The 23,772-nt window shown below is 41.9% G+C and carries 21 protein-coding genes; 7 read left to right on the forward strand and 14 right to left on the reverse strand.

Going from position 1 to position 23,772, the window contains the following annotated elements:
- Positions 1-210 precede the first annotated feature (210 nt).
- Complete coding sequence (locus C2869_RS18345; protein WP_108604315.1) at positions 211-1,083, forward strand: hypothetical protein; 873 nt, start codon at positions 211-213, stop codon at positions 1,081-1,083.
- Positions 1,084-1,503: 420 nt separating this feature from the next.
- Positions 1,504-2,946 carry a DUF4403 family protein gene (locus C2869_RS18350; RefSeq protein WP_159084230.1) on the forward strand — a complete coding sequence of 481 codons (1,443 nt, stop codon included), beginning with the start codon at positions 1,504-1,506 and terminating at the stop codon, positions 2,944-2,946.
- A 90-nt stretch (positions 2,947-3,036) separates the two neighbouring features.
- Here the strand turns inward: C2869_RS18350 and C2869_RS18355 are convergent, their stop codons facing one another.
- From C2869_RS18355 to C2869_RS18375, 5 genes are all read right to left on the reverse strand, one after another.
- On the reverse strand, positions 3,037-4,299 hold the full coding sequence (locus C2869_RS18355; RefSeq protein WP_108604317.1) for a hypothetical protein: 1,263 nt from the start codon (positions 4,297-4,299) through the stop codon (positions 3,037-3,039).
- A 462-nt stretch (positions 4,300-4,761) separates the two neighbouring features.
- Positions 4,762-5,523 (reverse strand): glycosyltransferase family 2 protein, encoded by a 762-nt coding sequence (locus tag C2869_RS18360; protein ID WP_108604318.1) that lies wholly within the window; start codon positions 5,521-5,523, stop codon positions 4,762-4,764.
- A 2-nt stretch (positions 5,524-5,525) separates the two neighbouring features.
- Entirely contained in the window at positions 5,526-6,314 is a 789-nt protein-coding gene (locus C2869_RS18365) for a glycosyltransferase family 2 protein (RefSeq protein ID WP_108604319.1), read from the reverse strand.
- 235 nt (positions 6,315-6,549) lie between these two features.
- A complete protein-coding gene (locus C2869_RS18370) occupies positions 6,550-7,662 on the reverse strand; it encodes a glycosyltransferase (RefSeq protein WP_108604320.1) in 1,113 nt (370 codons plus the stop codon).
- 2 nt (positions 7,663-7,664) lie between these two features.
- On the reverse strand, positions 7,665-8,720 hold the full coding sequence (locus tag C2869_RS18375; protein WP_159084231.1) for a glycosyltransferase family 9 protein: 1,056 nt from the start codon (positions 8,718-8,720) through the stop codon (positions 7,665-7,667).
- A 170-nt stretch (positions 8,721-8,890) separates the two neighbouring features.
- Between C2869_RS18375 and waaA the strand changes: the two genes are divergently transcribed.
- Positions 8,891-10,225 carry a lipid IV(A) 3-deoxy-D-manno-octulosonic acid transferase gene (waaA, locus tag C2869_RS18380; protein WP_108604322.1) on the forward strand — a complete coding sequence of 445 codons (1,335 nt, stop codon included), beginning with the start codon at positions 8,891-8,893 and terminating at the stop codon, positions 10,223-10,225.
- Here the strand turns inward: waaA and C2869_RS18385 are convergent.
- Complete coding sequence (locus C2869_RS18385; RefSeq protein WP_108604323.1) at positions 10,172-11,059, reverse strand: LysR family transcriptional regulator; 888 nt, start codon at positions 11,057-11,059, stop codon at positions 10,172-10,174. The two genes, waaA and C2869_RS18385, sit on opposite strands and share 54 nt — an antisense overlap.
- Before the next feature lie 131 nt (positions 11,060-11,190).
- On the reverse strand, positions 11,191-12,681 hold the full coding sequence (locus tag C2869_RS18390) for a glycosyl hydrolase family 79 N-terminal domain-containing protein (protein WP_108604324.1): 1,491 nt from the start codon (positions 12,679-12,681) through the stop codon (positions 11,191-11,193).
- Positions 12,682-12,863: 182 nt separating this feature from the next.
- Here C2869_RS18390 and C2869_RS18395 point away from each other — a divergent pair, with 182 nt between their 5' ends.
- Positions 12,864-13,982, forward strand: a complete 1,119-nt coding sequence (locus tag C2869_RS18395) for a lactonase family protein (protein ID WP_108604325.1) — start codon at positions 12,864-12,866, stop codon at positions 13,980-13,982.
- A gap of 12 nt (positions 13,983-13,994) precedes the next feature.
- Here the strand turns inward: C2869_RS18395 and C2869_RS18400 are convergent, their stop codons facing one another.
- Entirely contained in the window at positions 13,995-14,882 is an 888-nt protein-coding gene (locus tag C2869_RS18400) for a WYL domain-containing protein (RefSeq protein ID WP_108604326.1), read from the reverse strand.
- 210 nt (positions 14,883-15,092) lie between these two features.
- Here C2869_RS18400 and C2869_RS18405 point away from each other — a divergent pair, with 210 nt between their 5' ends.
- On the forward strand, positions 15,093-15,590 hold the full coding sequence (locus C2869_RS18405; RefSeq protein WP_108604327.1) for a hypothetical protein: 498 nt from the start codon (positions 15,093-15,095) through the stop codon (positions 15,588-15,590).
- Between the two features lie 34 nt (positions 15,591-15,624).
- Here the strand turns inward: C2869_RS18405 and C2869_RS18410 are convergent, their stop codons facing one another.
- Positions 15,625-16,191, reverse strand: a complete 567-nt coding sequence (locus C2869_RS18410; RefSeq protein WP_108604328.1) for a hypothetical protein — start codon at positions 16,189-16,191, stop codon at positions 15,625-15,627.
- A 261-nt stretch (positions 16,192-16,452) separates the two neighbouring features.
- On the opposite strand from C2869_RS18410, the gene C2869_RS18415 reads away from it, so the two are divergent.
- Positions 16,453-17,622 (forward strand): conjugal transfer protein TraF, encoded by a 1,170-nt coding sequence (locus tag C2869_RS18415; protein WP_108604329.1) that lies wholly within the window; start codon positions 16,453-16,455, stop codon positions 17,620-17,622.
- A 75-nt stretch (positions 17,623-17,697) separates the two neighbouring features.
- On the opposite strand, the gene C2869_RS18420 is transcribed toward C2869_RS18415, so the two are convergent.
- The 3 genes from C2869_RS18420 to C2869_RS18430 are packed head-to-tail and all read right to left on the reverse strand — an operon-like array spanning position 17,698 to position 19,520.
- Positions 17,698-18,267, reverse strand: coding sequence for a CC0125/CC1285 family lipoprotein (locus C2869_RS18420; RefSeq protein ID WP_108604330.1), 570 nt, complete (start codon positions 18,265-18,267; stop codon positions 17,698-17,700).
- A 28-nt stretch (positions 18,268-18,295) separates the two neighbouring features.
- Positions 18,296-19,033 carry a hypothetical protein gene (locus tag C2869_RS18425; protein ID WP_108604331.1) on the reverse strand — a complete coding sequence of 246 codons (738 nt, stop codon included), beginning with the start codon at positions 19,031-19,033 and terminating at the stop codon, positions 18,296-18,298.
- The gene (locus C2869_RS18430) at positions 19,026-19,520 is read right to left on the reverse strand and encodes an RNA polymerase sigma factor (protein ID WP_108604332.1); all 495 of its coding nucleotides are present in this window, start codon (positions 19,518-19,520) and stop codon (positions 19,026-19,028) included. Before C2869_RS18430 ends, C2869_RS18425 begins: the two co-directional genes overlap by 8 nt.
- A gap of 136 nt (positions 19,521-19,656) precedes the next feature.
- On the opposite strand from C2869_RS18430, the gene C2869_RS18435 reads away from it, so the two are divergent.
- The gene (locus tag C2869_RS18435; protein WP_108604333.1) at positions 19,657-21,006 is read left to right on the forward strand and encodes a S8 family serine peptidase; all 1,350 of its coding nucleotides are present in this window, start codon (positions 19,657-19,659) and stop codon (positions 21,004-21,006) included.
- A 665-nt stretch (positions 21,007-21,671) separates the two neighbouring features.
- On the opposite strand, the gene C2869_RS18440 is transcribed toward C2869_RS18435, so the two are convergent.
- Together C2869_RS18440 and C2869_RS18445 are read right to left on the reverse strand one after the other, a co-directional pair.
- Entirely contained in the window at positions 21,672-22,580 is a 909-nt protein-coding gene (locus C2869_RS18440; RefSeq protein ID WP_108604334.1) for a surface lipoprotein assembly modifier, read from the reverse strand.
- A 96-nt stretch (positions 22,581-22,676) separates the two neighbouring features.
- Positions 22,677-23,747, reverse strand: a complete 1,071-nt coding sequence (locus C2869_RS18445; protein ID WP_108604335.1) for a hypothetical protein — start codon at positions 23,745-23,747, stop codon at positions 22,677-22,679.
- Positions 23,748-23,772 lie beyond the last annotated feature (25 nt).

A 23,772-nucleotide genomic window follows, 5' to 3' on the forward strand; every position in this document is an offset into this window, starting at 1 on the left:
TGCCACTCGCCTTTAATTTTAAAAGAATTCACATTAGCTTCACCCTTTTTGTTTGATTTTGCTCTATTATTAAAGAGTCAAAAAAAGCAAATAAGACTTTTACGGCACAACACACAAGCAACGCACAGTAAATATCTATTCCGTAAGAAAAAGGCAACACAGCTTTTTTCAAACAGAATATGCAATTTGATTAACGTCAAAGAGACTACTATGCAAAAAACTTTGAGCTCCATTGCACTCCTAATTTCAATCCTATTGTTATCGACTAACGCTAACGCGGAAACGCGCTTAACCCTGCAAGCCAGTTACGATATAGAGACCACAGAAACCTATGAGTATCAGGTATTACAACTCGCGCTAAATAAAACTCAATCCAGCTATGGAAAATATCAATTAAGTGTCACACCCAAAGCGGTTCCGCCTAGTCGTTTAATCGTAGAAGCGAATTCGAGTCGTTACGAAAATTTTATATTTCTTAATTCCGCCAGCCAAGAAGCTGCCGACGCCTTAGCTTACGCCCGCTTCCCTGCCTTGCTTGGCATTATTGGTTACCGAGTGGCGTTTGTATCTAACGGCTTGAAGCAACAGGGTTACTCCATCGATTCACGTGAAGAGCTAATGAGGTTCACCATGCTGCAAGGTCGTGGCTGGTTAGATGGTGATATTTTGAAGGATAATGGCTTTACCCTGAAAACTGGGCGCAATATTTTAGGTTTGTATCATATGGTGGCTAACGACAGAGCAAACTTTTTCCCGATTGGCGCTAACCAAATTCAAGGCGCATGGCAGCATTTTAATCATGTTGAAGGACTGGCTATCGACGACAAAGTGGTGATGTATTATCCCCTACCGCGCTTCTTTTTTATGAGTAAACAGAATCAAGCCATTATAAACCGTATAGAGCGCGGTTTAATTGCTGCTTACGACGATGGCAGTTTACAAACATTGTGGCAAAAACATTTTAAGCCTGCACTCGATTTTGTGAACCTGAAAGAGCGCAAGCTATTTAAGTTTAAAAATAACTATATCAGTGGCATAGATAGCAGCTACGAAAAGTATATTTTTGATCCCTTTGCTAACTAACCATTAGCACAAGGCTTGTGTGCTAAATATAGCCACAGCGTTCAGGTGTTAAACAACTCGAGTCAAGTTGGTAACCTATCTACTGCTACATTTACCAAAAAATAAGAATCTATGCGCTGTGATGTACAACAGCGCAACAGCATAAAGCAATAAAGCTAAAAAATTACGCCACTGTACTTTTAATTACCCTCGGCGTATCCTGCCCACAAAATGCTATAGTCTTCTCGCTAAGGTCTTATGGTTCATTGTCAGCGCTTACTCACCCCAATCACATAATAGAGCATATGCTCATGGGGATTCGAAGCTTGACGGCTTTGCTTACATGGATGTAAGTACTTAGGTTTCGTCTGGAACTAGAAACCTGCCCCTAAAACCTGATCGCTTTGACTATATAACTCATTTAAATATAAGGAAATTCTGTTGTTAGGCTTATCAAACGGACTGACGCGTCATTCGTCGAGTTACATCGTCACTTGTTCCACCTTGCTTGTTGTATTTTTATTGTTTTTTCCCACTCATGCTGTCGCACAAAAATCTGAGTTTTCTCAACCCGAGTCTTTCATCAATGTGCCAATCGAGATCCGTTACCAAACTCTGCAAAATAAACTAAACCAAAGTCTGCCGGAAACTCTGGCAAACATTTACGACAAAAACCGCGTTTGCGTTAAAACCCGATTTGGCAAAATTAGATGTGATGTGAAAGGTTGGGTGAAGCGTAATGGTGCTATAGGTGTTAGCGCCAAACAAAAATGGCTAGAGTTTACTGTGCCAATTAAAGCCAAAGTATCAGCCAAAGCAGGTATTCGCGAAACGGTAGAAGCCGCAGCGACCTTAATAATTAAAGCCAAACCGCAAATCAAACCAGACTGGACATTGGCTTTACAAGTGTTTCCCGACTATCGCTGGGATAAAGAGCCCAGTATCGAACTTTTCGATATTGTCAGTATTAATTTAGCCCGTTTTGTTGAACCGCAAATCGCCAAGCAAATGGATAAATTCGTTAAAAAAGTGCCACACATGCTAAGTCAGTTAGAGGTGAAAAAGAAAATGGCAAGTGTTTGGCGCAAACTACATGAACCCAAACAAATAAATAAAGACTTGGATGCTTATCTCTATTTTTCACCGAAGCATGTCGCCTTTACTGGACTAAACATAGGTCAACAAGCGCTCAACACCACAGTTTATATTGCGGGCAATACCAGTATTGAGGTCAGTAATAAACGGAAAATCTCCGCCTCTTCTTTGCCTGTACTTAATACGCAAACCCAAGCGCCAAGCCAAGGCCAATTCAACATCAATTTACCTATTACATTGTCACTACAAGAAATAAGTCATTCGTTTGCTACAAAGCTCGAGCAAGATAATCAGAAAAAACAAAAAGAATTAACTTTGCTCAACCCTGAACTTCGCGGTGATAACAAAGGCGAAATTTTCCTCGATATTGACATTAAATATGCTAACCAAAACGCCGTATTGCAGTTTTTTAATATAACCGATTGGTTCAGCGTAAACGGTCGACTAGCCTTTTCGGGTACACCGATATTAGACAAAGATAGCCAAACATTATCTATCAGCAATTTAGAATATGTCGCCAACACTAACAGCGGTATTGTTGATGGTGCAATCGATTTAGCAGGATTAGAAATGATCCGCCAACGCATAGAAGACAAAGCTCATTTTCCGTTAGCGGAAAAAATTGATACGGCTATCGCCAAAGCTAACTTATCTTTGCAGCAGCAGAAAACTAAAGGTATTGCGGTAAACGCCGCATTAACCAAAGTGTCGCTTAATTCACTCAAAGTAAAGCAAAGCACGATTGACTTAACAACTCATATCGCGGGCAATGTTAGTGTTAGCTTCTAACAAATTGTGATGAGTCGAGCAAAGCTAATTACATTGTATTTAAAACAAACCTAGCCTTGCGCTAGGTTTGTTAAGCTAATTGTGCTCAGGCTATTCAGAAATCACCACTCGGACTGATTTAATATCAACCCAGCCGGCTTCACCTAGCTGATCATCTAAAACATCTTGATAGACAACACCGTTGCCAAGGTCGACAAATCCTGAGTCAGGGTAGATATCACTGTGAATACCTTTTACCGTACTCCAATTCCACGGCCCATCATCATCCGATGAATTGGTACCAAATACAGGTTCACTATCGATAGAATAGTTTAATTGGGCGAAAACAGTCATCGGCGTATCGGCAGCCAATAAAGCCATTAGCGGATGCTTCTCTTCATTTACCGTCATGATCAACTTATTAGCGTCAACTGTTAAGTCAACTTTTTTCGATGCGTAGCTACTAAAGCGACCAATTGATGTGCTAGTACGATCCCAAGGCGTAAATATTTGCGAACGTAGAGAACCCAAATCAACAATACTGCCAGAAGCCCCAAAATCACTGACTTGCATGCTGATATCTCCGGTATCAATTTTATTATTTTTATTTAAATCAAAGTCGACACGCCACATATAGGTAGCAGATTCCACATTAATCTGTTTAGGTAATGCATCAAATTCCAATTCCACTTTTATTTGCCGGGTAGTTGAACACCCCTTCGAGGTAACTACCTCAGTATGTCGACTATCCCAAGTCAACTCAGTGCTCATAGTTGCACCCGGCAAAGTAAAGTCCATTTGGTTATTCGACTTAAGCACTAAATCATAATCTTGAACACCGCCATTTGCCACGTCAGCTAATTTGATGGTACGCAGTGCTCGGCTGTTTATTCGATAATTTTTCGCTTGTAAACAACCTGAATCCTGCATCTTATATAGGGTTAACGCTTGCTTACCAAATAAAATGTAGTCGCCTGTCACTTCGTTTTTCCAAGTACCAAATTGGATATCTGCGTCCAAGGCAGGTGTTTCAGGCTGCTCTGGTTCAGTTGGCGGTTCAGGTTCCGTTGGTGGTTCAGGTTCCGTTGGCGTAACAGGCGGATCAATCGGTTTATTTTGCTCACCAATACCTAACGCGGCAAAAATCGAATCAATATCATCAGTACTAAAATTGTATTGCTTTAAACCTTGCTCAATTTTATTGATATCACTTGCCTGTAAATTTGAAAAATCGCTATAGCCCATTTGGCTTAAAGTCGCTTTAATGGTTTGTAAATCTTGGGCGGACACTTTTGGTTGGTCGTCAGAGCCACCACCGCCGCCACAAGCCACTAAACCAACAGACAAGAGTAACGGAAGCGCTTTTTTAAACATGTGAATATCCTTATTAATTGGAATGAATATTATTATTTGAAATTAATTTACATATGAAATAATAAACTTAAATACAATTCAATCAAGTTAATTTAAGTAAAGTTGTTAACAAAAATGAAATGCTATATGCAGTAGAACAAGCCGCTAACGGCTGGCCATAAAGGAAAGTATCAGTCACGACTCTGTTTGCAGAGTGTCTGGAAAAGGGTGGTTTTTACTAGTGCTTAAACTCAAACGCTTTGAACAATTGAATTTCTAACTATTTACTAAATTGTAGGGTTGACTTTACATCGACAAATCTTGAGCTAGCCGAAATAAATTCGGCCCTACAGTGATTCTGATATTTTATATCTTGTGTGCTTTCTATTTAAAACAATATATAGATTGGTAACAGTAACAAGTTCAAGAAGTCAAAACCTTTGTTTCGCAATACTCTCCTGTTAACACTCAAGCGCTGAGGGGTTAAGGCTTATTTTTGGTTTTGTGTAATTCGTAAAGCTTAGCTTCTTTTAAAAATGCGTACATGGTGTCGATGACAGCTTGCACAAAGCCACGACCACCCGATAAAAAACGTTTACGTACTATGTATTCTTTAAAAAACATAATGGGTAGCATCAAGCTTAATTTCAGCCATGAATGACGTTTACCCTTGTTAAACTTTTCTTGGGCACCCAGGGATGAGTATTTATTTTGCTTAGCCATTAAGGTTTCCGCATCGGCATATCCATAATGTAAAACGCAGCCTTTTACGTCTTGCACTTTGCCATTAACTTTGACATTTTCATGTACCAGTTTGTTGGTAGGGTATTCAACATTTTGCTTTTTAAATACCCGAACAATCGAACGTTTATGGGAACTAGGGTGCATAGCCGCTCCCATAAACACGTCTTCAAAATAGATGCGCAGCGCATCACAGTTATCTGCATCGACTTGTTGCTGGATCTGCCGTGCCACATCGTCTGGCACCACTTCATCACCATCCAAATTAAAACACCAATCATGTTGGCACAGACTTAACGCATATTGTTTCTGTTTGGCAAAACCGAGCCAATCTTGATGTACGACTTTGGCACCTAAGTTAGTCGCAATCTGCTGAGTCCCGTCAGTGGAACCAGAATCAACAACGATGATCTCAGCAAACCCTTGGACTGATTGGATCGCTTGCGCAATCGTAGCTGCCTCGTTTAAAGTCACAAAATAAACGCTAATCGGGGTGTTAGACATGGTTACTTCTCGTTATCTTGCTGACAGGCTTGTTCCATTTGCAACGCGGCTAACGCTGCGTATTTATGAAAGGCATATTGCGCTAATACTAACGCCATAAAGAACCCTCGCTTACCATCAAGAAAACCGCCGCGCAAAATGTATTGCTGAATAAAGTCGGTAAAAAAGCGCATAACGGCAAAACCGAGTGAGCCTTTCTTGCCTTTTTGCTGTTTTTCTTCTGCCAGAATACATGCGTATTTAAGATGTTTTTCTTGCATGTGTTGATAAGTTCGCCAGCTAAAATGCAATAAAGGCGACTTTAACACTAAAGGTTTAACATCTGGGATCTGTAATGCTTCATGCACTTGCGAATGTTTAAAATGCACACCTTCATGATTTAAAAACAATTTACCTTGCGGGGTTGAATAGCGACCACGACGCATAGGCTTGCCAAATAAATAGGTATGCCAAGGAATTTTGACAAAATTAACGTCGAGTTTTTCTTGGCTCAATAACGCGTCGATTTCATCGCGCAATTCTGGCGTAACTTTTTCATCGGCGTCGAGGTTAAGTACCCACTCATGCTTACACAACTTTAACGCGCGATTACGCTGCGGCCCATAACCCGGCCAATCGGTTTGATGAACTTCGTCAGTGTATTTTTGACAAATTTCGACTGTACCATCGGTACTGCCTGAATCAAGAATAATAAGCTGGTCAACCCAACCGGCTAACTCTTTAATACAATCTTCGATCCTATCCGCTTCATCGCGAACAATTAAAAAACAAGAGAGAGGTCGTCTTTTCATAATGGCGTTAAACTAACAGCAAGCGCTACTTTAGTTAGTGGCCGCCAGTTGGCAGCCAACGTAGTATAGTCTTCTCGCTCAGGTCTTATGGTTCATTGTCAGCGCTTACTCGCCCCAATCACATAGTAGAGCATATGCTCATGGGGTCTCGAAGCTTGACGGCTTCCCCTAAAACCTGATCGCTTTGACTATAATTAATTTTATTGGCTGCGACTATACCAGTAATTCAGAAAAATTACGCGTTTGAGGTTTGGTTTAAATAAGGGTTTAACAAATTTTGATACACTTCATGATAACGATTGGCCATCACGCTAATTGCGTAATCTCGTTCCATCAATTGCCGACCGGCCATTGCTATTTGTTGTCTTAAGTTATTATCCGCTAACAAACATTGCAACTTATCACGCAACGCATTGACCTCGCCAGGCTCAACTAAAAAACCATTTACACCATCAATCACAGCTTCGGGGATCCCCCCCGCGCGACTCGCGATAATCGGCACTCCACAAGCGCTCGCTTGCAGCAAAGAAACCCCAAGGCCTTCGGCAAAGGCAGGATGCACGACAATGTCTAAATTTGGCAATACGCGAGGCAAATCATTGCGAAAACCAGCAAAAATAATTTGTTGGTGCAGATTGCGTTGTTTAACTTTTTGCTCTAGCTCTTCTCGCAGTGGCCCTTGTCCTAACACCAAAACTTTTAAATTAGGGTTAGCCGCTAATAAAGGCTCCACGGCCTCAAACAATACCGCATGGCCTTTACGCTTAATTAATTGAGCCACAATGGCAATCACCTTATCCTGCGCTGAAAAATTAAACTCGGCACAAAACCAGTCCTTTTGCGGTGTAACCTGATAAGTGTCAACATCGACTGCACTGCGAATAACCTCGACTTGACTCGCATTTGCTACGCTTTGCAGCATGACATGTTTAATACCTTGCGAGATCGCGGCGACAAAATCAAAACGACGGTATTTAAAGGATGCCAGCCAGTTTGGCTCTTTGTTATCCACGCGGCGGGTTAAAACAGTCTGGCAACCCGCCCACTTAGCAGCCAATAACCCCCAAATATCAGCACCACGCCGTGAATGGATATGACATATATCCACCTCATAACGGAGTAGCGCCTTACGAATTCGAGCTGTCATGGCCAAGTCGAGATCGCCTTTCATCTCGATTTCAACAACCTGACACAAACCAGCGCATTTTTGTCCAATTTCAGAACCAACTGGGCAAATCAACACCTGCTTATACTGTTTACTTTTCGCTAGTTCAGCAATTAAATAATAAACTTGTAAAGCGCCGCCATATAAATGCCGACCCGCTTCAATATGTGCAATAACAGGCATAATTAACCTCCTATTTTTAGCCACTGCTCAGTCAGAGCAAAAACATCTTGGGGTTGAATTGCGCGCATACAATCAAACTTGGCACCACAAGTTGGATGACGACGACAAGGTGAACATGGCATTTTATGGTGAAGCACATGCGCATTAGGCTGACTGGTATCAGAATAAGGTAAGGTTGAACCAAATATTGCAATAGTCGGTGTTTTTTGCGAAATACCTAAATGCGTCAACCCCGTATCAACGCCAATTAACACACTCGCCTGTTGAATAATCGCTGCCGCTTGTAACAAGCGAGTTTGTCCGGCCAAGTTAACCGTAGACTTCGGCATCTGCTTTAGCATAGCCTCAGCTTGTTGTTTGTCTTGCGGCCCACCTAAAATCACGATCGGCAAAACATATTTTTGATGTAAAAACTGCGCCAGTTCAAACCAATATTGGGTAATCCAATGTTTTTGCGCTCGAGTGGTAAACGGGCTAATCGCAATATAGCGCCCTTTTACACCGGCTGCGCTCAACATGGTTTGAGCGCTTTGCTGGGTATCTCGATTAAAAGGCACAGACATGGAAAAATCAGCGACTTTTAGATCAACGTAATGTGCTAAATCCAAATACTCAGAGCCAATGCGTGGGGCATCTGCAATGCGGGGCACAACCTCATTCACCAACAAGTGGCTACCTTCCTTACCCCCCAAACTAATACGGCGCTCGGCGCGGCAAACTTTGGCCCAAATACCACTTTTAACCAATCCCTGCATGTCGAGTACCCAATCAAACTTATGCTCTCTGAGTCGTTTAGCAAAAACCAATTGCGACTTTAAATACGGGATATATTGACGTTGTTTACGCAAGGTTCGCCATTCGTTACGTGGTAGATGAATAATGTTGTCGATGAGCGGGTTTTCTGCCAATAAATCAGCGGCGACTGGTTCAACCAACCAACTGATTTTAGCTTGTGGATAGGTACGTTTAATGGCGGGAATGATGGCTGATGCCATAATCACGTCACCAATAGCACTAAGACGAATAATGAGAATATGCTGCGGGGCCTTAGTACTCACAACCACGATAACCTAATCTAATAACTAATCTGAAACTGGCAGCACGTTAACTGAAATTAAGGTCACTTTTATGACAATGTCACAGTTTAACTGAAGCGTAATAATGCCGACATGATTTAATCATGTTTAATTGCGACCCTGTTTGACGTACTAAGCAAGGTTAACTGATCATGGTTCATTTTCTATATAATCAACTACTGCGTGTTTTACTGCCGTTAATCATTTTAAAACTAAAACGCAAAGCCAAAAAATCTCCGGCATATGGCGCAAGATTAGATGAACGCAAAGGTAATGGGGTTATAGACATTCCTAAAGGCTGCGTTATTTTCCATTTAGCTTCTTTGGGCGAAACCATTTCAGCAACACCATTAATCAAAGCCTTTCAACAAGCCAATCCCACTACACCAGTATTACTGACCAGCACAACGCCAACCGGCTCTGAACAAATCCAAAAAACCTTTGGCAACCGTGTTTACCATTGCTATTTACCCTATGACTTACCCATTATTCAACGCCGCTTTATTTGTAAGTTAGAACCCGCTATGTTGGTGCTAATGGAAACCGAACTGTGGCCCAATTTAATCTTCAACGTCAAACGGTACGGCGGTCAGGTTGTTGTCATCAATGCCAGAATGTCTGACAAATCAGCTAAAGGCTATGCGCGCTTAGGGCCATTAACCCGCACCATGCTCAAACAAGTCGATTTAGTGTTGGCGCAATTCGATGCTGATGCAACACGCTTTATGGAATTAGGTTGCGATGCAGCAAGCATTAATGTGATCGGCAATTTAAAATTTGATACGCAATTTGCAACAAGCCAACAGCAAGCAGCCAAACAACTACAGCAAAAACTTAATATACAACGTCCTGTATGGTTAGCGGCAAGCACCCATAAAGGAGAAGAAGAACAGATCTTAGCTGCACACAAAACACTACTAAACAGCCACCCCAATGCGTTACTGGTTTTGGTGCCTCGCCACCCCGAGCGTTTCGGATCAGTTAGTCAATTAAGCCAACAAAGCTTTATCACTCAAGTTAAATCGTCACTTAAGGGAAGCCTTAACTTAAATACCCAAGTGCTAATTGGTGATACGCTGGGTGAAATGATGAGCTATATCTGCCTAGCCGATATGGTATTCATAGGCGGTAGTTTAGTAGAACGTGGCGGCCATAACCCATTTGAAGCTGCCTGTCAGCACAAAGTCATTTTAACCGGCACACACACCTTTAATTTTGCCGAAAGCTTTAACATTTTACAGCAAGCACAAGCACTGCTCCGTGTGCAGAATAGTCAGCAACTAGCCAATCAATTAAACAGCTTAATGGCTAACGAAACATTAAAAGCAACATACGCCCAAAATGCTTACTTGTGCCAACAGCAATGTAAAGGCGCACTTAACAGCACCCTAGATTTGTTAAATCAACACTACCAAAACGCGATTGCTCAGCAATCAAACCTGAGTGTGCCCTGTACTCAATTCAGTCTTAAAACGATTCATGAGTAATTTCACCCGCTCTGGACGTCGCAAGGCCTGCGGATAAAGTAAGTAAACGTCGCGCTGTTCGCCAGTATAATCCGCCAATACTTCCACAAGCCGGCCATCAACTAGTTCTTGCTCAATCATGTAGCGCGGCAATCGGCTAATGCCATGTGAAGCTAAAACACTCTGCTTTAGCAGTTCATTGTCGGAGAACTGTACACGGCTTTCTAATCTGACTTCGATTGCTTCTTGCTGATCAATAAACAGCCAGTTTTTCCAGTAAGGTAAAGAAATGCAAGGTAACTCAAGTAAATGATTAGGATGCGTGGGTAGCGAATAATGCGCAATAAACTCAGGTGTCGCGCAACAGGCATAATCAAAGGTAAGCAGCTTAACCGCGACCATATCTTGCGGTGGGGTATTAGTAATACGCACTGCAAAATCATAGGACGTATCAACTAAATTATGTGTTTGGTTACCGGTGTCGCTGACAACACCAATATCGGGATATTCCTTAAGCAATTGGTTAACGACAGGCAATAGCTTGTATTTCATCAAAGCAGTCGGTGCGGTAAATCGTACGATCCCTGACAAACAATCGTCTGACACATCCAATAGTTTTTTCGTGTCTTGCCAAAAGGTTGTTAACTTATTGGCTTGTTCAAATAACACCTCGCCGCTGGAGGTTAAACGCATATTTCGTGTATTACGAATAATAAGCTGGGTATTCAGCTCTTGCTCTAATTCCCGTATTTGCTTTGACAAAAAAGCTTTTGACACACCTAGCGATTCCGCCGTTTTAGTATAACTGCCGCGTTTAGCCAGTTCAGCAAAGAGTCGCAATCGCTCTAAACTCATTGTTTTGACCCGTTCCAATTAGCTACCTAACGTAAATATACACCATAGATTGTTTACGGGTATAAACAGTGTTTTAGGAACTGGACTATTTTTCAAGCGGTAATACAGGTAATGATTCAATTAACTTTAAGCTATGAAAAACACCAAAAATTAATACTTAACGCAGGTATTTCTGGGTTCGTTTGGGTCTTTACCTGAAAGTCTTCTAAACGCACTTTGCCTTTTTTAAATCTGGGTTTAATGCCGTTGATCAGGACTTTTTTGGAGGTAATTTTATTTGCTGTCACTGAAAAAGCTTGCTGTAACTCAGCAAACCCCGTTAGCTCAATCTCAACGGGACGATTAATTAAATTAATCAGCATTAGGGTTTTATGATTGCCATCTGGGTGTTGATGGCAATATACCCGCACGCGAGGCACATTGGTTTTAACCTCGAAAACTCCCTGCCCCATTAACCTTACCCATAACCAACTCACCCAATAATCCGGCCTTGGCTTAGTGGTTAGTCGATTGATCATGCCATAGTCGCCGCCAATTAAACTTTGGCGGATCATGACTTTTTGACCATGAGCCGCACCTCTACCTAATTGATCTGCCCACCAAAAGCATGAAGCAAATCGGTCTGATAATTGCGGTTGACCGCCACATTGCGCCGAGCCCGTTTCACCTGTCCAGAATTCTGCTTGTGGTTGATAAGTATCACGCCAAGCTTTCAGTTTAGCGCTGTATTTGTCGAAATCAGAAAATGACTTAGGCGATAGTAAAGTTCTTAAATTAGCTGTACGAGTACGAAGTGGTGAACGCTTACTTTGAAACGGGTAGTAATGCCAATCGATAATATCTATGTTAAAACTGAGCGCCGCGAGAAACTTTTTGGTTAAATTCGAAAGGGGTGCCAGCGTTTCACCCAATTTAGGCCAATAAGCACTGCCGGGGCCCATAATTTTCACTTGCGGGTAATAACACTTAATCTGCTCAGCAAAGGTTGCATAATCCTGCGCTAAATTTTTCCCACCCGGTTGTGAGCGAACGCCATGAAACGCCCAATATGCATTCAACTCATTGCCTAACTCACAAACATCAATTTGATAACCTTGATCAATAGAATACTGCAGTAACTGCTGCACTTCATCGCCCTGCCAATCTCCGTGTTCTTTGCGACTAAACAAACCATATTTGCAGGTAAATACGAACTTAAGCTGGTTACGCTGAATAAATTGATGTAGCTGGTCCCACATTGTTTTGGTCAGTACAAGCGCATGCTCATTATCCGTTGGCGAATTAAAATAAAAAATTTTATCGGCTTCCGAACCACCAACTCGCACATAAGATTGCCCCAAAGCTTGTACTAACCTGTCTAATTTTTTATTACGTAAATCCAGTGGTGGCACGCGCAAGGTCCCTAAGCCTTTTCGTACGCCTTGGCTGCCTTCCCACCAATAGCCACCGACAACAACAGATATATCAATAGCAAAAGATAAGTACTCAGGCGCCACCTGATGCACAACTTCATTGCTAACTAAAGTGACGTTAGCTTGGTGTAGTTTAGTTTTGTTTGTTGGCAATAAGCCCAAAATACGCAGGTGCGACGATAACTTTGCAAAAACAGGAGGTAAGCGCATTGATAAACAACAACTTGTCAGACTTTATTTTATCCATTCGCTCAGTCTAATCATTTAACAAGGCGAAAATATGACAGATAAAATCAGCAGGAAATTAACCGCAAAAAAATGTAAAAGTTCTTTGCGTTTCAAGGGATTTACTATCAGATAAGCCACAACTCAAAACACTTAAATAAACCTTTATGCAGAAACTCATCTTATCTTTGCTTTCAGCTTGGCTATTGCTAATCCAATTGCCAAGTGCCAGTGCGCAACAAAACGAATTTTATGTTGCATCAGGCGACAATGGCATATATCGACTTACCATTAATGGCCAAAAAAATCGCCTAGCAAAACCACAAAAGGTGGCAGATGTTAATCATGTCGGCTTTTTAACCCAGCATCCCACTAAAGCTATTTTATATGCAGTGGCCAATCACAACGAAGCCGTGGTTATGGGTTTTACCAAGCATAAAAATGGTCAACTCAGCATGCTAAACAGCCAAGCCATTAATGACGGGCAAACCGCAGGCACGCATTTGGCCGTACACCCTAGCGGAAAGTGGCTGACCACAGTGCAATATCGTACTGGCTCAGTTAGCGTGTTTCCATTAGCAGCAGATGGTCAAATCAAGCCGCGCAGCCAATTAATTCATCACCAAGCCGTTAAGCAACAAGGTAGTAAAAAAACCAAACCGGCTCGGCCACATTGGGTAGGTTATTCACCAGATGGCAGATTTGTTTTTATTCCCGACCTTGGCCAAGACCAAATTGTTATTTATCAAGTAACAGAACAAGGACAATTACAAGCGCATGGCTTTTCTCAAGTCAAAAAGGGCAGCGGCCCGCGCCACATGAAGTTTTCTAAGGATGGCAATTTTGTTTACTTGCTAAATGAGCTAGCCATGACAGTATCTGTTTTTGCCTATGACGCGCAACAAGGTACCTTGACCGCTATCCAGGATGACCAAGCAACAATAGATGAAGCAGATTGGCGTACCGCCAGCCGTCACTCCGCATCCGAGATCCGCGTACATGCTAATGGCCAATTAATCTACACCGCCAATCGCGGCCATGATTCAATCAGTATTTTTAAAGTCAGCGACAATGGTCAGATTAAGCGTATTGCAAACGAATCAGTCAGAGGAGCTGAACCACGTAATTTTGCATTAGATAACACGGGACAATGGTTGGTCAGTGCCGGTTTGGCGTCGAACAGCTTGTCACTATTTACAGTTGATCCCGTGTCTGGCTTATTGCAATTTCAACGCGGCCAAGTACAAGCTGTACCTAAACCGCTTTGTGTTTTATTTTGGCGCTAGTTTTTCCTTTTATCACCCATGACTTTTATAACCTGGAGCTATAGCTAAATTTTCAGCACCATATAAAGTTTGCTGATTACGTAACCAAAGTTGATACTCAGCGCCACGCAAGCTGGCGCTTTCAGTGCAATCGACATTCCAACGGCGCAGCAAGTAACCGGCGAGCGCCGCTCTTACATTTAACTCCAACACCCCATCCGTCATGCCATAATCCATTTCAATTGCCGTGGGGTGTTGCACGTTTTTCGGGTGGGCAACTAAGTGCATTGTCATCATACGCATCCATTGATGATCTTCGAGCTTATCTTCCTCACGCTGCGGCTCACTGTCGATCAGTGTCACTTTACTAATACGGGTTAAGACAAAATCACGAAACGATTGCGACTTGCGGTCAAAAGCACGAACGTGCCAACGCAAACCATTATCCACAATAGCATGCGGCACTAATTCACGCGTAGTCGAACCGCTAGAAAGCGAGGTATAAATAACATTAACCGCTTTGCCGTTTAAAATAGCTTGCACCAAACGAGCTACAACAAATATGTCAGGCACATTCAACAACGAAGGCGATTGCACCGGAAACTCAACATCGTTAATTGCGTCGTATCCATCAGAAATATCATTAGCTAATTTAATCAAGGTTTTACGCGGATCATGACTAAACAGCGGCGTAAACTGTTTGGTTTGTTCATAGATTTTTGCTGGGGTGTATTCGCAGTTATCGGGTCGAAATTGGCGGTATAAGGCTAAATCTCGGGTCGCATTGGCCAAGCCCATTTCAAAACGCTGGGTAATATCATGACGACTAACATAGCCTCTAAATAACAAACAAAAATCAATAAAGGCTAAGCGCTGTTTTTGCGGGTAACTCAATGAGTCAAGCTCGGGTGCTAATGGCATAAAGCAAACAAGAATAAGTAAGGATTGATGACATAATCTAATCAAATTGATTTAGCGAATCAATCAATTTAAGCGTATAAAACCAAGATTAATCCATGCAAATTACGAGGTACTTTTTGTTGGCGATTATTCAGGCCTAATATTTGCAGAGCAAAATAAAATAAATGAAAAGTGTCAATTTTTTGCGAGGTCCGTTTGCAAGTTTCCGATATGCTCGCTAATTACAGCCAGGTGTCACAGCATAAAAGTGCCGATAACCTTGCTGAGCAACAAAACCAAGCGATTGAAAAAACTCAGGCTAAAAAAAACAATCAGGCACAAGCCGAACAAAAAATTAATACGGCGAGTGTGGTTAATATTAGTTTTGAAGCCGAACTGATCCGCCAAAATGCCAGTGAAATCATGCAAGGCATTAACTTAACTAAAATTAGTCAAAATCAACTCGATTCATTAACTGAACATTTATATCAGCACAATGTCATTAATTCGCAGGAGTATGCGACCTTAAGCTTTTTTGGTGAGCAAGTTTTCAATGCACAGGACAGTACTAGCGAACAATTACGCATTGACGCCAACCAGCCGCAAGATATGATTGGCAAATGGCAAGACAAGCTGCAACAACTGCAAGACATGCGCGCCAAACCCATAGCGCAACAACAAGCCAAACGCATGGTAAATTTATTAATCAATTTACAAGCCAGCGCCTAATGAGATCAGAATTCCCGATCTGCCGCCCATAAAATTAAGGCTGCTTGGCCAGCTTTGCTTGAATAGTTGATAGATGCTTTTTCACCAATTGCCCATCAGCAGATAAAGGTTTTACTTGCGCTTGCTTTTGTGTCGCTGCAAATAACGACTCCATTTGCTTACGCAACATGGCTTTTTGTTGGGCAGTCAGCCCTTGCGTTTTTTCTAAGTCGACTATGTTCTCTGCAATATTGCGCTGTAAATCATTGGGTATAGCGCCGGCTGCCATTGCTTGCGTGACTTCCTTAATTGCCCGCGTCACCCGAATTTGTAAAACAAAAAACTCATCAACCGTCATTTTGCCCTGTAATGCCGATGTAAACTCATTGAGCAAGCCTTCTTTTTGTAAGATACCTTTGGCTTTTTGCCCTAACGCCTCTGCCTGTCCTTTGTCAAAATCCAAATCATAGTGAGCTAAACGTGCCTGATGTTTTTCAAAAGTTGCTTGCAACTGTGGTGCTACTTGCATCCAAGTTTGCAGGTCTTGCTCCGATAATGGCTTTGCGGTAACGGCCACGTTACTGCATAACAATAAAACAAAAAATAAAATTTTCGTTTTCATATATTTCAATCCTTAGTTGAAATTTAAATTTAACAAACTCGAGGCTAATTTCTGTTAGTTATGAGAATAAGTTAAAAAATTCTCAGCTAAAGTCTATTTTAGGCTTGGTTAGTGACAATTAACAGTTCTATACTCTTGATAATTCAGTGACTTAGCAAACACACACTGGACAGACCCAAGTGTCGCCTGCGGCCAAATGGCAATGAATAGCCAGACACCGCCTTCAACATATTAAAAATCACATTTAAGGATAACCAAAAAATGCGTTTACTAAAAACCAGTTTAGCCCTTGCCATATTGGCAGCTTCAGCCACGTCCTTTGCAACAGAAAGTTTCAACGCCAAAAGCTTAGCTATGTCAGGCTCTGGCTTAGCGGTTTCAGATTTCAGCTACGGCACTGCGCTTAACCCAGCCCTAGGTAGCAACTATGATGCGTCTGACGACTTTAACTTAAACTTGAATATTGGCGCCATTGGCAGTGATCCTGATGAATTAGTTGATCAAGCCGATGCGATTGTTGATTTAATCGACCGATTGGATGGACAAACCATAGATACACAACAAGAAATCGACTTAATTAAACAACTTGACCAACAATTAACCGATATGAGTGGCGACACCATGTTTGTCGACGCCGGTTTGTCAGTCGAGTTTGCTATCCCTAACAAATATGTGGCAACTAACTTATTTATTCGCGGTAACGCGGCCTTAACCTTAACACCTGAATACGAATCACTAGATAGTGAAGCGATCGATCGCATCGTGCAAAATAACGGTCAATTTAGTGAAGACGATTTAGACTCTCGCATGATCGCTACCGGCGCAGCTATCGCCGAAATCGGTTTAAATTTTGCGACTAAGTTTAAAGTCGGTACACAAGTGATTAGCGTCGGTATTGCACCTAAATACCAAACTGTTGAAACCATCATCTACAACGAGAGCATTAATAATTTTGATGAAGATGATTTTGACGCTGACCAATACACAGCGGAAGATAGCAACTTCAACTTAGATTTAGGCATACAAACTGCCTACAAACGCTGGAATTTTGGTGCCGTATTAAAGAATGCCATTGAAAGTGAGTATGAAGTGGTGGGTGACAAGCCAGTAACAATCGAACCTCAATTAAGCTTAGGTGTCGGTTATAAAAATAGCTGGGCGCAGCTATCGTTAGATGTTGATGCAACAGCCGCTCAAGACTTCTCAAGCCGTCAAGATGTGCAGTTTGCCCGTTTTGGTTTAGAGCTAGACGCATTTAACTTCTTACAGATCCGCGGTGGCTACCGTCACGATTTAGAAGGCACGTATGATGACACTGTGTCTGTTGGTTTAGGCTTATCGCCGTTTGATGTGTTTAATATTGATTTAGCGGTTGTCGCTGGCGATAACGATACATTAGGTGGTGCAGTACAAATTGGTTTTGGATTCTAACCACTTTGTTTTAACCATTTAAAAAGGGGGCTATCAGCCCCTTTTTCTTTATCACTGGCTGTATTACTGGCTACATCACTGAGGCTCACCAGCGATACCTTCAGATTGTATTGCGTATTGCTGATAAACATTACGCTTAACCTCTTGCGCATTGTAACTGTCTACATTTTCTGGCCTTACGCCTTTACCCATTTTAATTTCAATAATACTTTGCACTTCACTGTGTTCGTCACCAAAACTCATCCCTAACTCAGTTCGCGTCGTTGGGTGTGTCGTTGTTTTACAACCTAACAAGCCACAGCTACGCGTTGTTGTATACTCTCGGCTAGTGCCAAAACTAGTTTTAGCTTGATTGTTCGTGGTTTTATTAACCATGCTGTCACGCGAAACGATAATAAACCAATCATAGCCTTGCTGCTGGGTTAACTCAGCGGCACGTAAAGTCGCAAAATCCATAGCCATCATTTTTTTATCGCCGCGCGTTTTAAAACTAACGCGATATCTGTCTTCACTAATCACACTTTCTTGATAACCATAGCCACCGTGGCTAGCAGCACGATAGGCCGGCTTACTAGCACACCCAGCTAACAACACGGCGCTAACAATTAATAACAAAGTATATTTACGAGCTAATAAAATATTCATGATTAATTCCTCACTCACTTCAATTGCTTTAATGATTGTCTTGCCAAAGCTGCTCAATCGCCTGTTTTTCGTCCTGTTTATCTAAAAATTCACCCGATGCCATTTGCTCAATTTGTTGACGAATAACATTAGATGATGTGGCTGTTTGATAAACTTGACCCGCTTGCTGTGTTTGATAAGCGCTCGACATTAACTGCCATTTTTGATTAATATGACAAGCAATATGCTGTTCCAATACTTGAGTTTGTAAATCGTATTGACGGCAATAGTCGCCTTGATGATTAATAAAACTCAGCTTAGCGACAAAACTATCACCATTATTTAAAGCCACTTGCTCACCACTCAGTTGCTTGTGTAACAATTGCTCCACTTGCGCCCACTGGCTAGTCTGGGCTGGCATCATGACATTGGCTAAACCTATACCTGCCACTAATGCCACACTCGCAGCAATTGCCATGGGTTGTTTCAATTGGCGCTGGGCTTTTTGCCATAAACTTAACTGCACGACATTGTTTGATGACTGCTCTTGTTGATTTGTCTCAGCTTGGTCTAACAACGCTTGCACACCACTTGACAACGGCCGTTGATTGATCTTGTTGTACTGTTCAACAATAAGCTCATCCACCATAGATAAATCAGCCAAGCGCATCGCTAATTCATCATCTTCTGCTAATCGGTCACGCACTTGTTGCATTTGTTCTTCAGGTAATTCGGCATCAAGAAAAGCCGATAACACCTCGTCATTTATTTCAAATTGCTTATTCATAACTGGCTTCTCCTAATTGATGCTTTAAATATTGGCTTAAGCTGGCACGTGCCCGCGCAAGACGACTCATCACAGTGCCCACCGGTACTGACAAGGTACTAGCCACTTCTTTATACGACATGCCTTGTATTGCCACTAAGGAAATAATTGAGCGCTGATCAGCGGGTAATACATCCATCGCCGCATGGATCTGTTTCACATTCGCTGAACTTTGATGTGTTTGCTCTGGCGCTAAATCAGTCGAATCGACCTCGGTTTCTTCTATTTGATCGTGCTGGCGAATTTTGCGAGCTCTGAATTCATCAATCCACAAATTACGACAAATACGAAACGCCCATTGGCTTAACTCAGCATCTTCAGGTACGGGTTTCGACAGGATTTTTTCTACAGTCGATTGCAATAAATCATCCGCATCGGCGTAACTACCGGTCAATGAATAAGCAAATCGCCTAATCATTGGTACTATACGGGTTAGCTCTTGTTTCATATAAATCTCTCTCAATTTTGTCTGTTATTAGGTTAACGATTGAGTTAGTCATTTATTCCATAAAAAGTTAAAAAAATTTAAGGAATGATTAAGTTGGCGGATCGTTATTATAATAAAGGTATAATAGGGGACTAAAATGCGTACCAACCACTTAATTTTTTCCATTTTGTTAATACTAAGCGCTATCCAGACTGCGCTTGGCCTGCCGACAAACTTAAATGGCACATTAACTGATATAATCAGTCAGGATATTGAACCCACCCTAGATAAAATTAGCCAACAAGTATCAAAACCAACCGAACTTGATAACCAGTTAAATTTGCTTGAACCCATTAAAAGTGTAATAACGCCCGTTACTTCCCTACCGCAAAAAATAGACGTAAAAAACACCTTAGGCAAAACCTTATGGACTGAGGTCGAGGTTGAGAACGGTTGGCATGCAATACAAAGACAGTGGTTAATTACACTCGCCGAGCACCAATTTAGTTTATTTCAACAGTGGGCTCAGCAACATAAAATCCAAGTGCTTGAACAGCAAGCCTTGTTATCCATTAAAATGCGAGTCATCACCATACAAGTTCCCGAGAAGTTGGACTCGTATGCTGCGCTGACTCAACACTTACCAACCGAGTTGAGTCATACCGTCGACCGCAATCATGTTTACTTTGCGCAATCAGCAGAGCCAGTTATCTCGCCACAAGCAAAAAAAACGCCGCAGACAAATACCGTTAAACCGCAAAAAAAATGTGCTCATTCAGTAAAAATAGGCATGTTAGATACCGCGGTAGATGTGTCACACCCAGCCTTTGAACACAGCCAAATACAAACTAAAAACTTTATACCAAACGATTTACCTCAACCTAAAGCGCATGGTACAGCAGTCGCCGCCATTTTAGTTAGCCAGCACCCGAATATTAATAGCTCGCTAAATAAAGCAAGGTTATACGCTGCCAGTGTGTTTTATCAACAAACCCAGTACCGCCAAGGTTCCAGTTTGATGCAACTCTTGGCAGGGTTGAATTGGGTCGCTGCTGAGCAGGTATCGGTTATCAATCTCAGTCTTGCCGGACCAGACAACCTATTGCTGCAACAAGCCATAGCCAATATTAATCAACAAGGTATAACTATTGTGGCAGCCGTTGGCAATGAAGGACCCAGTGCGCCCCCTATGTACCCCGCCGCCTACCCTGACGTTATTGGTGTTACCGCCATCGATCACTCAGGGGCTTTGTATCGTTGGGCAAATCGCGGCCCACAAGTGGACTTTGCAAGTTACGGGGTGAACACAATAACCGCTAGGCTACCTAATCATTTTGGCGCTGAAAGCGGTACATCAATTGCGACACCTTGGGTTAGTGCCCAAGTGGCTTGTGCCAAAGCCAACGATGGTCAACATTTTATGCAAACATTAATTCAATCAAGCCAAGACTTAGGTGCGGCTGGTTTCGATGAAAAATTTGGCCATGGCTTACTTTCCTTTGATTAAGCCATCGTTCTGCCTTTAAATCCTGTTCATAAACAAAATTTTGAGGGTGAGCATTTAAACTTGCAGAGCCTGCAAACCTTGTTGCCCAAAAAAGCAAGAACATGAAACCTGCGAATACGGGATCCATGACTATGTTTAGCAAACGCGATCTCCGTTTACTTTAATAAAAGCGCTAGATACCTGCATGGATGAAGTCTGTCTCTTCTACACAAATATTAATTATCACAAGCTAACCAAAAGTCGAATAAAATTGCGGATTAGTAAGCAGTATTTAATGGTTAAAAAAGTACCGTCTTCCCTGCGAAAGCAAAGCTACCGCGTCCATGCTGACACCCCAAATAGCAACTCTAAAACATGCTTTTGTTGGATCATACATACTTCGATCAACGCTTGCTGTCAAATTCAGTTATTGAACATCACATTTGGCAGTAAGATATATTTTGGAACAACCTCTAGTTTTTGCCGGTATAAAACCGGCCCTACAAAGGCTTGAACCAGAGCATACACTTTAACTCGACAACACTAAAAACTATTAAAGTACACAACGATGAAGCACAACAGATTCAATGGCAAATATATTAGAACAAGTAACAAAGCCGCTAATTTAGCGGCTTTGTCTAGTCAAACAGGGAGGTAGTTTGAAAATAGAAGGATAAATATAGGCACTAGCGATATGAATAATGCAACATTACAGATGTCAGGGTTTCATCATAGTCAGCAACCGTAAAGTTAGACTGATTATCTTTATAGCTAATGTCGGTTTTTATCGACCATTCGGGATTAAAATCATGCTGCCAATTCACACCTACTGAGTAGAGTGTATCTTCACGCAAGCCCGACTCCTGGATCGTAAACTGGTCATAATCCCTTTGTTTCGCTTGTAATTTCAATTGCACTTGATTAGCGCCAAACCATTGCCATTTTTGCGAAAAATTAGCTTGAATGTGCTGCTGCTCGTATTGGTAAAGCGCATTTTGGCTGTCTTCCCATTCTTGGCCAACACCAAGCATAACAAAGCGTTCAGCATTATCAAAAAAGACAAAAGCTTGACCGTTGATATTGAGGTTATCGGCATTTCTGCCACTAAATAGCGCAAACTCTTTATCGGTAATATCCGTCGCGACTCGGAAAAAGTAGCGATTGTTGATTAAATTAGACCAATACACGCTTACTTGGTTTAAGGCTAAAAAATCTTGACCATCAAGGTCCGCCGATACATTTAAGTAATTAACTCCTAGGTTAAATCCTGAAAACTTGCGTTCAACGCCCATATTTAATTGCTGAGTAAACAGGTCATATTCATCAAAGTCTTGATAATTTTTTTGATCAAGACCATAGCTCAGCTTGACGTTCCAATCTGCATTAGGCTGCCAATTCATACCCGCTTTTACCCCTGAGCTTAAAGCAACATCCGCTTGATTAGAAACTTGGTCTAATTCAGCAATGGTAAGACGGCTATCATTTAACAAACCGGCATTTACTGAAACGTTAAACTTAACCTCGTTGGCTTGGCTAATAGTAGAAAAAAATAAAGTAAAAGAAATAGCAGCTAATTTTGAATAAGTACGGCACATAATAATATTCCAAGGTTAAAGGAGAAAAAGAGAGCTATCCACACCAAGGGCAGTATTACCCTTGGTGTGAGTGGGTTACTAAGCGTGGGTTATGAATTAAAACTCAGCTTGGGTAGACTCTTGAATTGAGCCGTCTAGGCTATTCTCTACCGTTAACTTAATAGTTTCTTCGACTTGCTCACTAACCGTTTCTGACATTTGGCTAGTGATGCTAGATTCAACTTCACTCGATGTTGCACTGGATACAGCCGCTTCTAGCGTACTGCTGGTAACTTGTTCGATAGACAACGCCGCATTTTCAGAAGCAATTAAGCTGGCATCAACCGACTCTTGCACCACCACAGCAAGTTGCTCACCCACTTGGGTCGAACTTGTTAAGGCCGCATTAATCCCGTTATCAACTTGGCTCTCAATTTGTTCTGAGGTTACAAGTGCCAACTGAGCAGATTGTTCAGCCGCTAATGCCGTTTCTGTTGCAACTGCTGTCGATAGATCCTCACCGACTTCCACACCTTGCTCTGCAGTTGAGCTGAAAAATCCAGTCACTTTAGCGAACCACGACTTAGTCTCTTGTTCTTGGTCTGAAGTATCTGGCATATCAGGCTCGTCTGGCATGTTTGGCTCATCTGTGTTTTCATCGTCAATTGGCGGCTCATTTGCTGAACGCTGCAACCCTAGTTGCCCGACTAACTTCGAGTGACTAGTGCTGTTACTGGATAACATTAAGCTCGAACTTGGTTCTTCATCACTCTGTGTCGTGCTAGCGGTATCTGACGAAGCGTCTTGCTCTGTGGTGCCTTCAACGTTTGATTCACTTTCAGGCTCAGTGCCATTGTCTGATTCAGGTTGTGTCTCACTCAACTGGCTTAATGTTTCTGTTGAGTTGTCCATTTCAGTTGCAATGTTACCTTGCCCTGCCATTTCTGTTGGTGCTTCTTGCTCTGAGCTTTCTGACTCAATAGCGCCCTGCATATCCGTTTCTTGATTGCCATTGCTTGTGGTTGTAGTTGTGGTTGGCTCTTCATTCATTTGTGGCTCTTGTTGTGCGCTAAAAGTCACGTTTGATTGATGACTAAATTGGCTTGAGCTTGATACATCAACGTTAGCAAAAGTTGATGATGTGATAACGCTAGAAAGAAATAATGCTGTTTTAGATAACTTAATCATAATAATCACCTCAATTGTGGTTAAT

The sequence above is a fragment of the Saccharobesus litoralis genome (genome assembly GCF_003063625.1).
GTDB lineage: Bacteria > Pseudomonadota > Gammaproteobacteria > Enterobacterales > Alteromonadaceae > Saccharobesus > Saccharobesus litoralis.

What these genes read in the sequence shown, in the direction of transcription:
- waaA (WP_108604322.1), top strand. Translation starts at nt 8,891, where the DNA reads ATGGTTCATTTTCTATATAATCAACTACTGCGTGTTTTACTGCCGTTA.
- C2869_RS18415 (WP_108604329.1), top strand. Translation starts at nt 16,453, where the DNA reads ATGCGTTTACTAAAAACCAGTTTAGCCCTTGCCATATTGGCAGCTTCA.
- C2869_RS18370 (WP_108604320.1), bottom strand. Translation starts at nt 7,662, where the DNA reads ATGCCTGTTATTGCACATATTGAAGCGGGTCGGCATTTATATGGCGGC.
- C2869_RS18420 (WP_108604330.1), bottom strand. Translation starts at nt 18,267, where the DNA reads ATGAATATTTTATTAGCTCGTAAATATACTTTGTTATTAATTGTTAGC.
- C2869_RS18405 (WP_108604327.1), top strand. Translation starts at nt 15,093, where the DNA reads ATGCTCGCTAATTACAGCCAGGTGTCACAGCATAAAAGTGCCGATAAC.
- C2869_RS18445 (WP_108604335.1), bottom strand. Translation starts at nt 23,747, where the DNA reads ATGATTAAGTTATCTAAAACAGCATTATTTCTTTCTAGCGTTATCACA.
- C2869_RS18360 (WP_108604318.1), bottom strand. Translation starts at nt 5,523, where the DNA reads ATGTCTAACACCCCGATTAGCGTTTATTTTGTGACTTTAAACGAGGCA.
- C2869_RS18365 (WP_108604319.1), bottom strand. Translation starts at nt 6,314, where the DNA reads ATGAAAAGACGACCTCTCTCTTGTTTTTTAATTGTTCGCGATGAAGCG.
- C2869_RS18390 (WP_108604324.1), bottom strand. Translation starts at nt 12,681, where the DNA reads ATGCGCTTACCTCCTGTTTTTGCAAAGTTATCGTCGCACCTGCGTATT.
- C2869_RS18435 (WP_108604333.1), top strand. Translation starts at nt 19,657, where the DNA reads ATGCGTACCAACCACTTAATTTTTTCCATTTTGTTAATACTAAGCGCT.
- C2869_RS18440 (WP_108604334.1), bottom strand. Translation starts at nt 22,580, where the DNA reads ATGTGCCGTACTTATTCAAAATTAGCTGCTATTTCTTTTACTTTATTT.
- C2869_RS18430 (WP_108604332.1), bottom strand. Translation starts at nt 19,520, where the DNA reads ATGAAACAAGAGCTAACCCGTATAGTACCAATGATTAGGCGATTTGCT.
- C2869_RS18400 (WP_108604326.1), bottom strand. Translation starts at nt 14,882, where the DNA reads ATGCCATTAGCACCCGAGCTTGACTCATTGAGTTACCCGCAAAAACAG.
- C2869_RS18385 (WP_108604323.1), bottom strand. Translation starts at nt 11,059, where the DNA reads ATGAGTTTAGAGCGATTGCGACTCTTTGCTGAACTGGCTAAACGCGGC.
- C2869_RS18345 (WP_108604315.1), top strand. Translation starts at nt 211, where the DNA reads ATGCAAAAAACTTTGAGCTCCATTGCACTCCTAATTTCAATCCTATTG.
- C2869_RS18410 (WP_108604328.1), bottom strand. Translation starts at nt 16,191, where the DNA reads ATGAAAACGAAAATTTTATTTTTTGTTTTATTGTTATGCAGTAACGTG.
- C2869_RS18425 (WP_108604331.1), bottom strand. Translation starts at nt 19,033, where the DNA reads ATGAATAAGCAATTTGAAATAAATGACGAGGTGTTATCGGCTTTTCTT.
- C2869_RS18395 (WP_108604325.1), top strand. Translation starts at nt 12,864, where the DNA reads ATGCAGAAACTCATCTTATCTTTGCTTTCAGCTTGGCTATTGCTAATC.
- C2869_RS18355 (WP_108604317.1), bottom strand. Translation starts at nt 4,299, where the DNA reads ATGTTTAAAAAAGCGCTTCCGTTACTCTTGTCTGTTGGTTTAGTGGCT.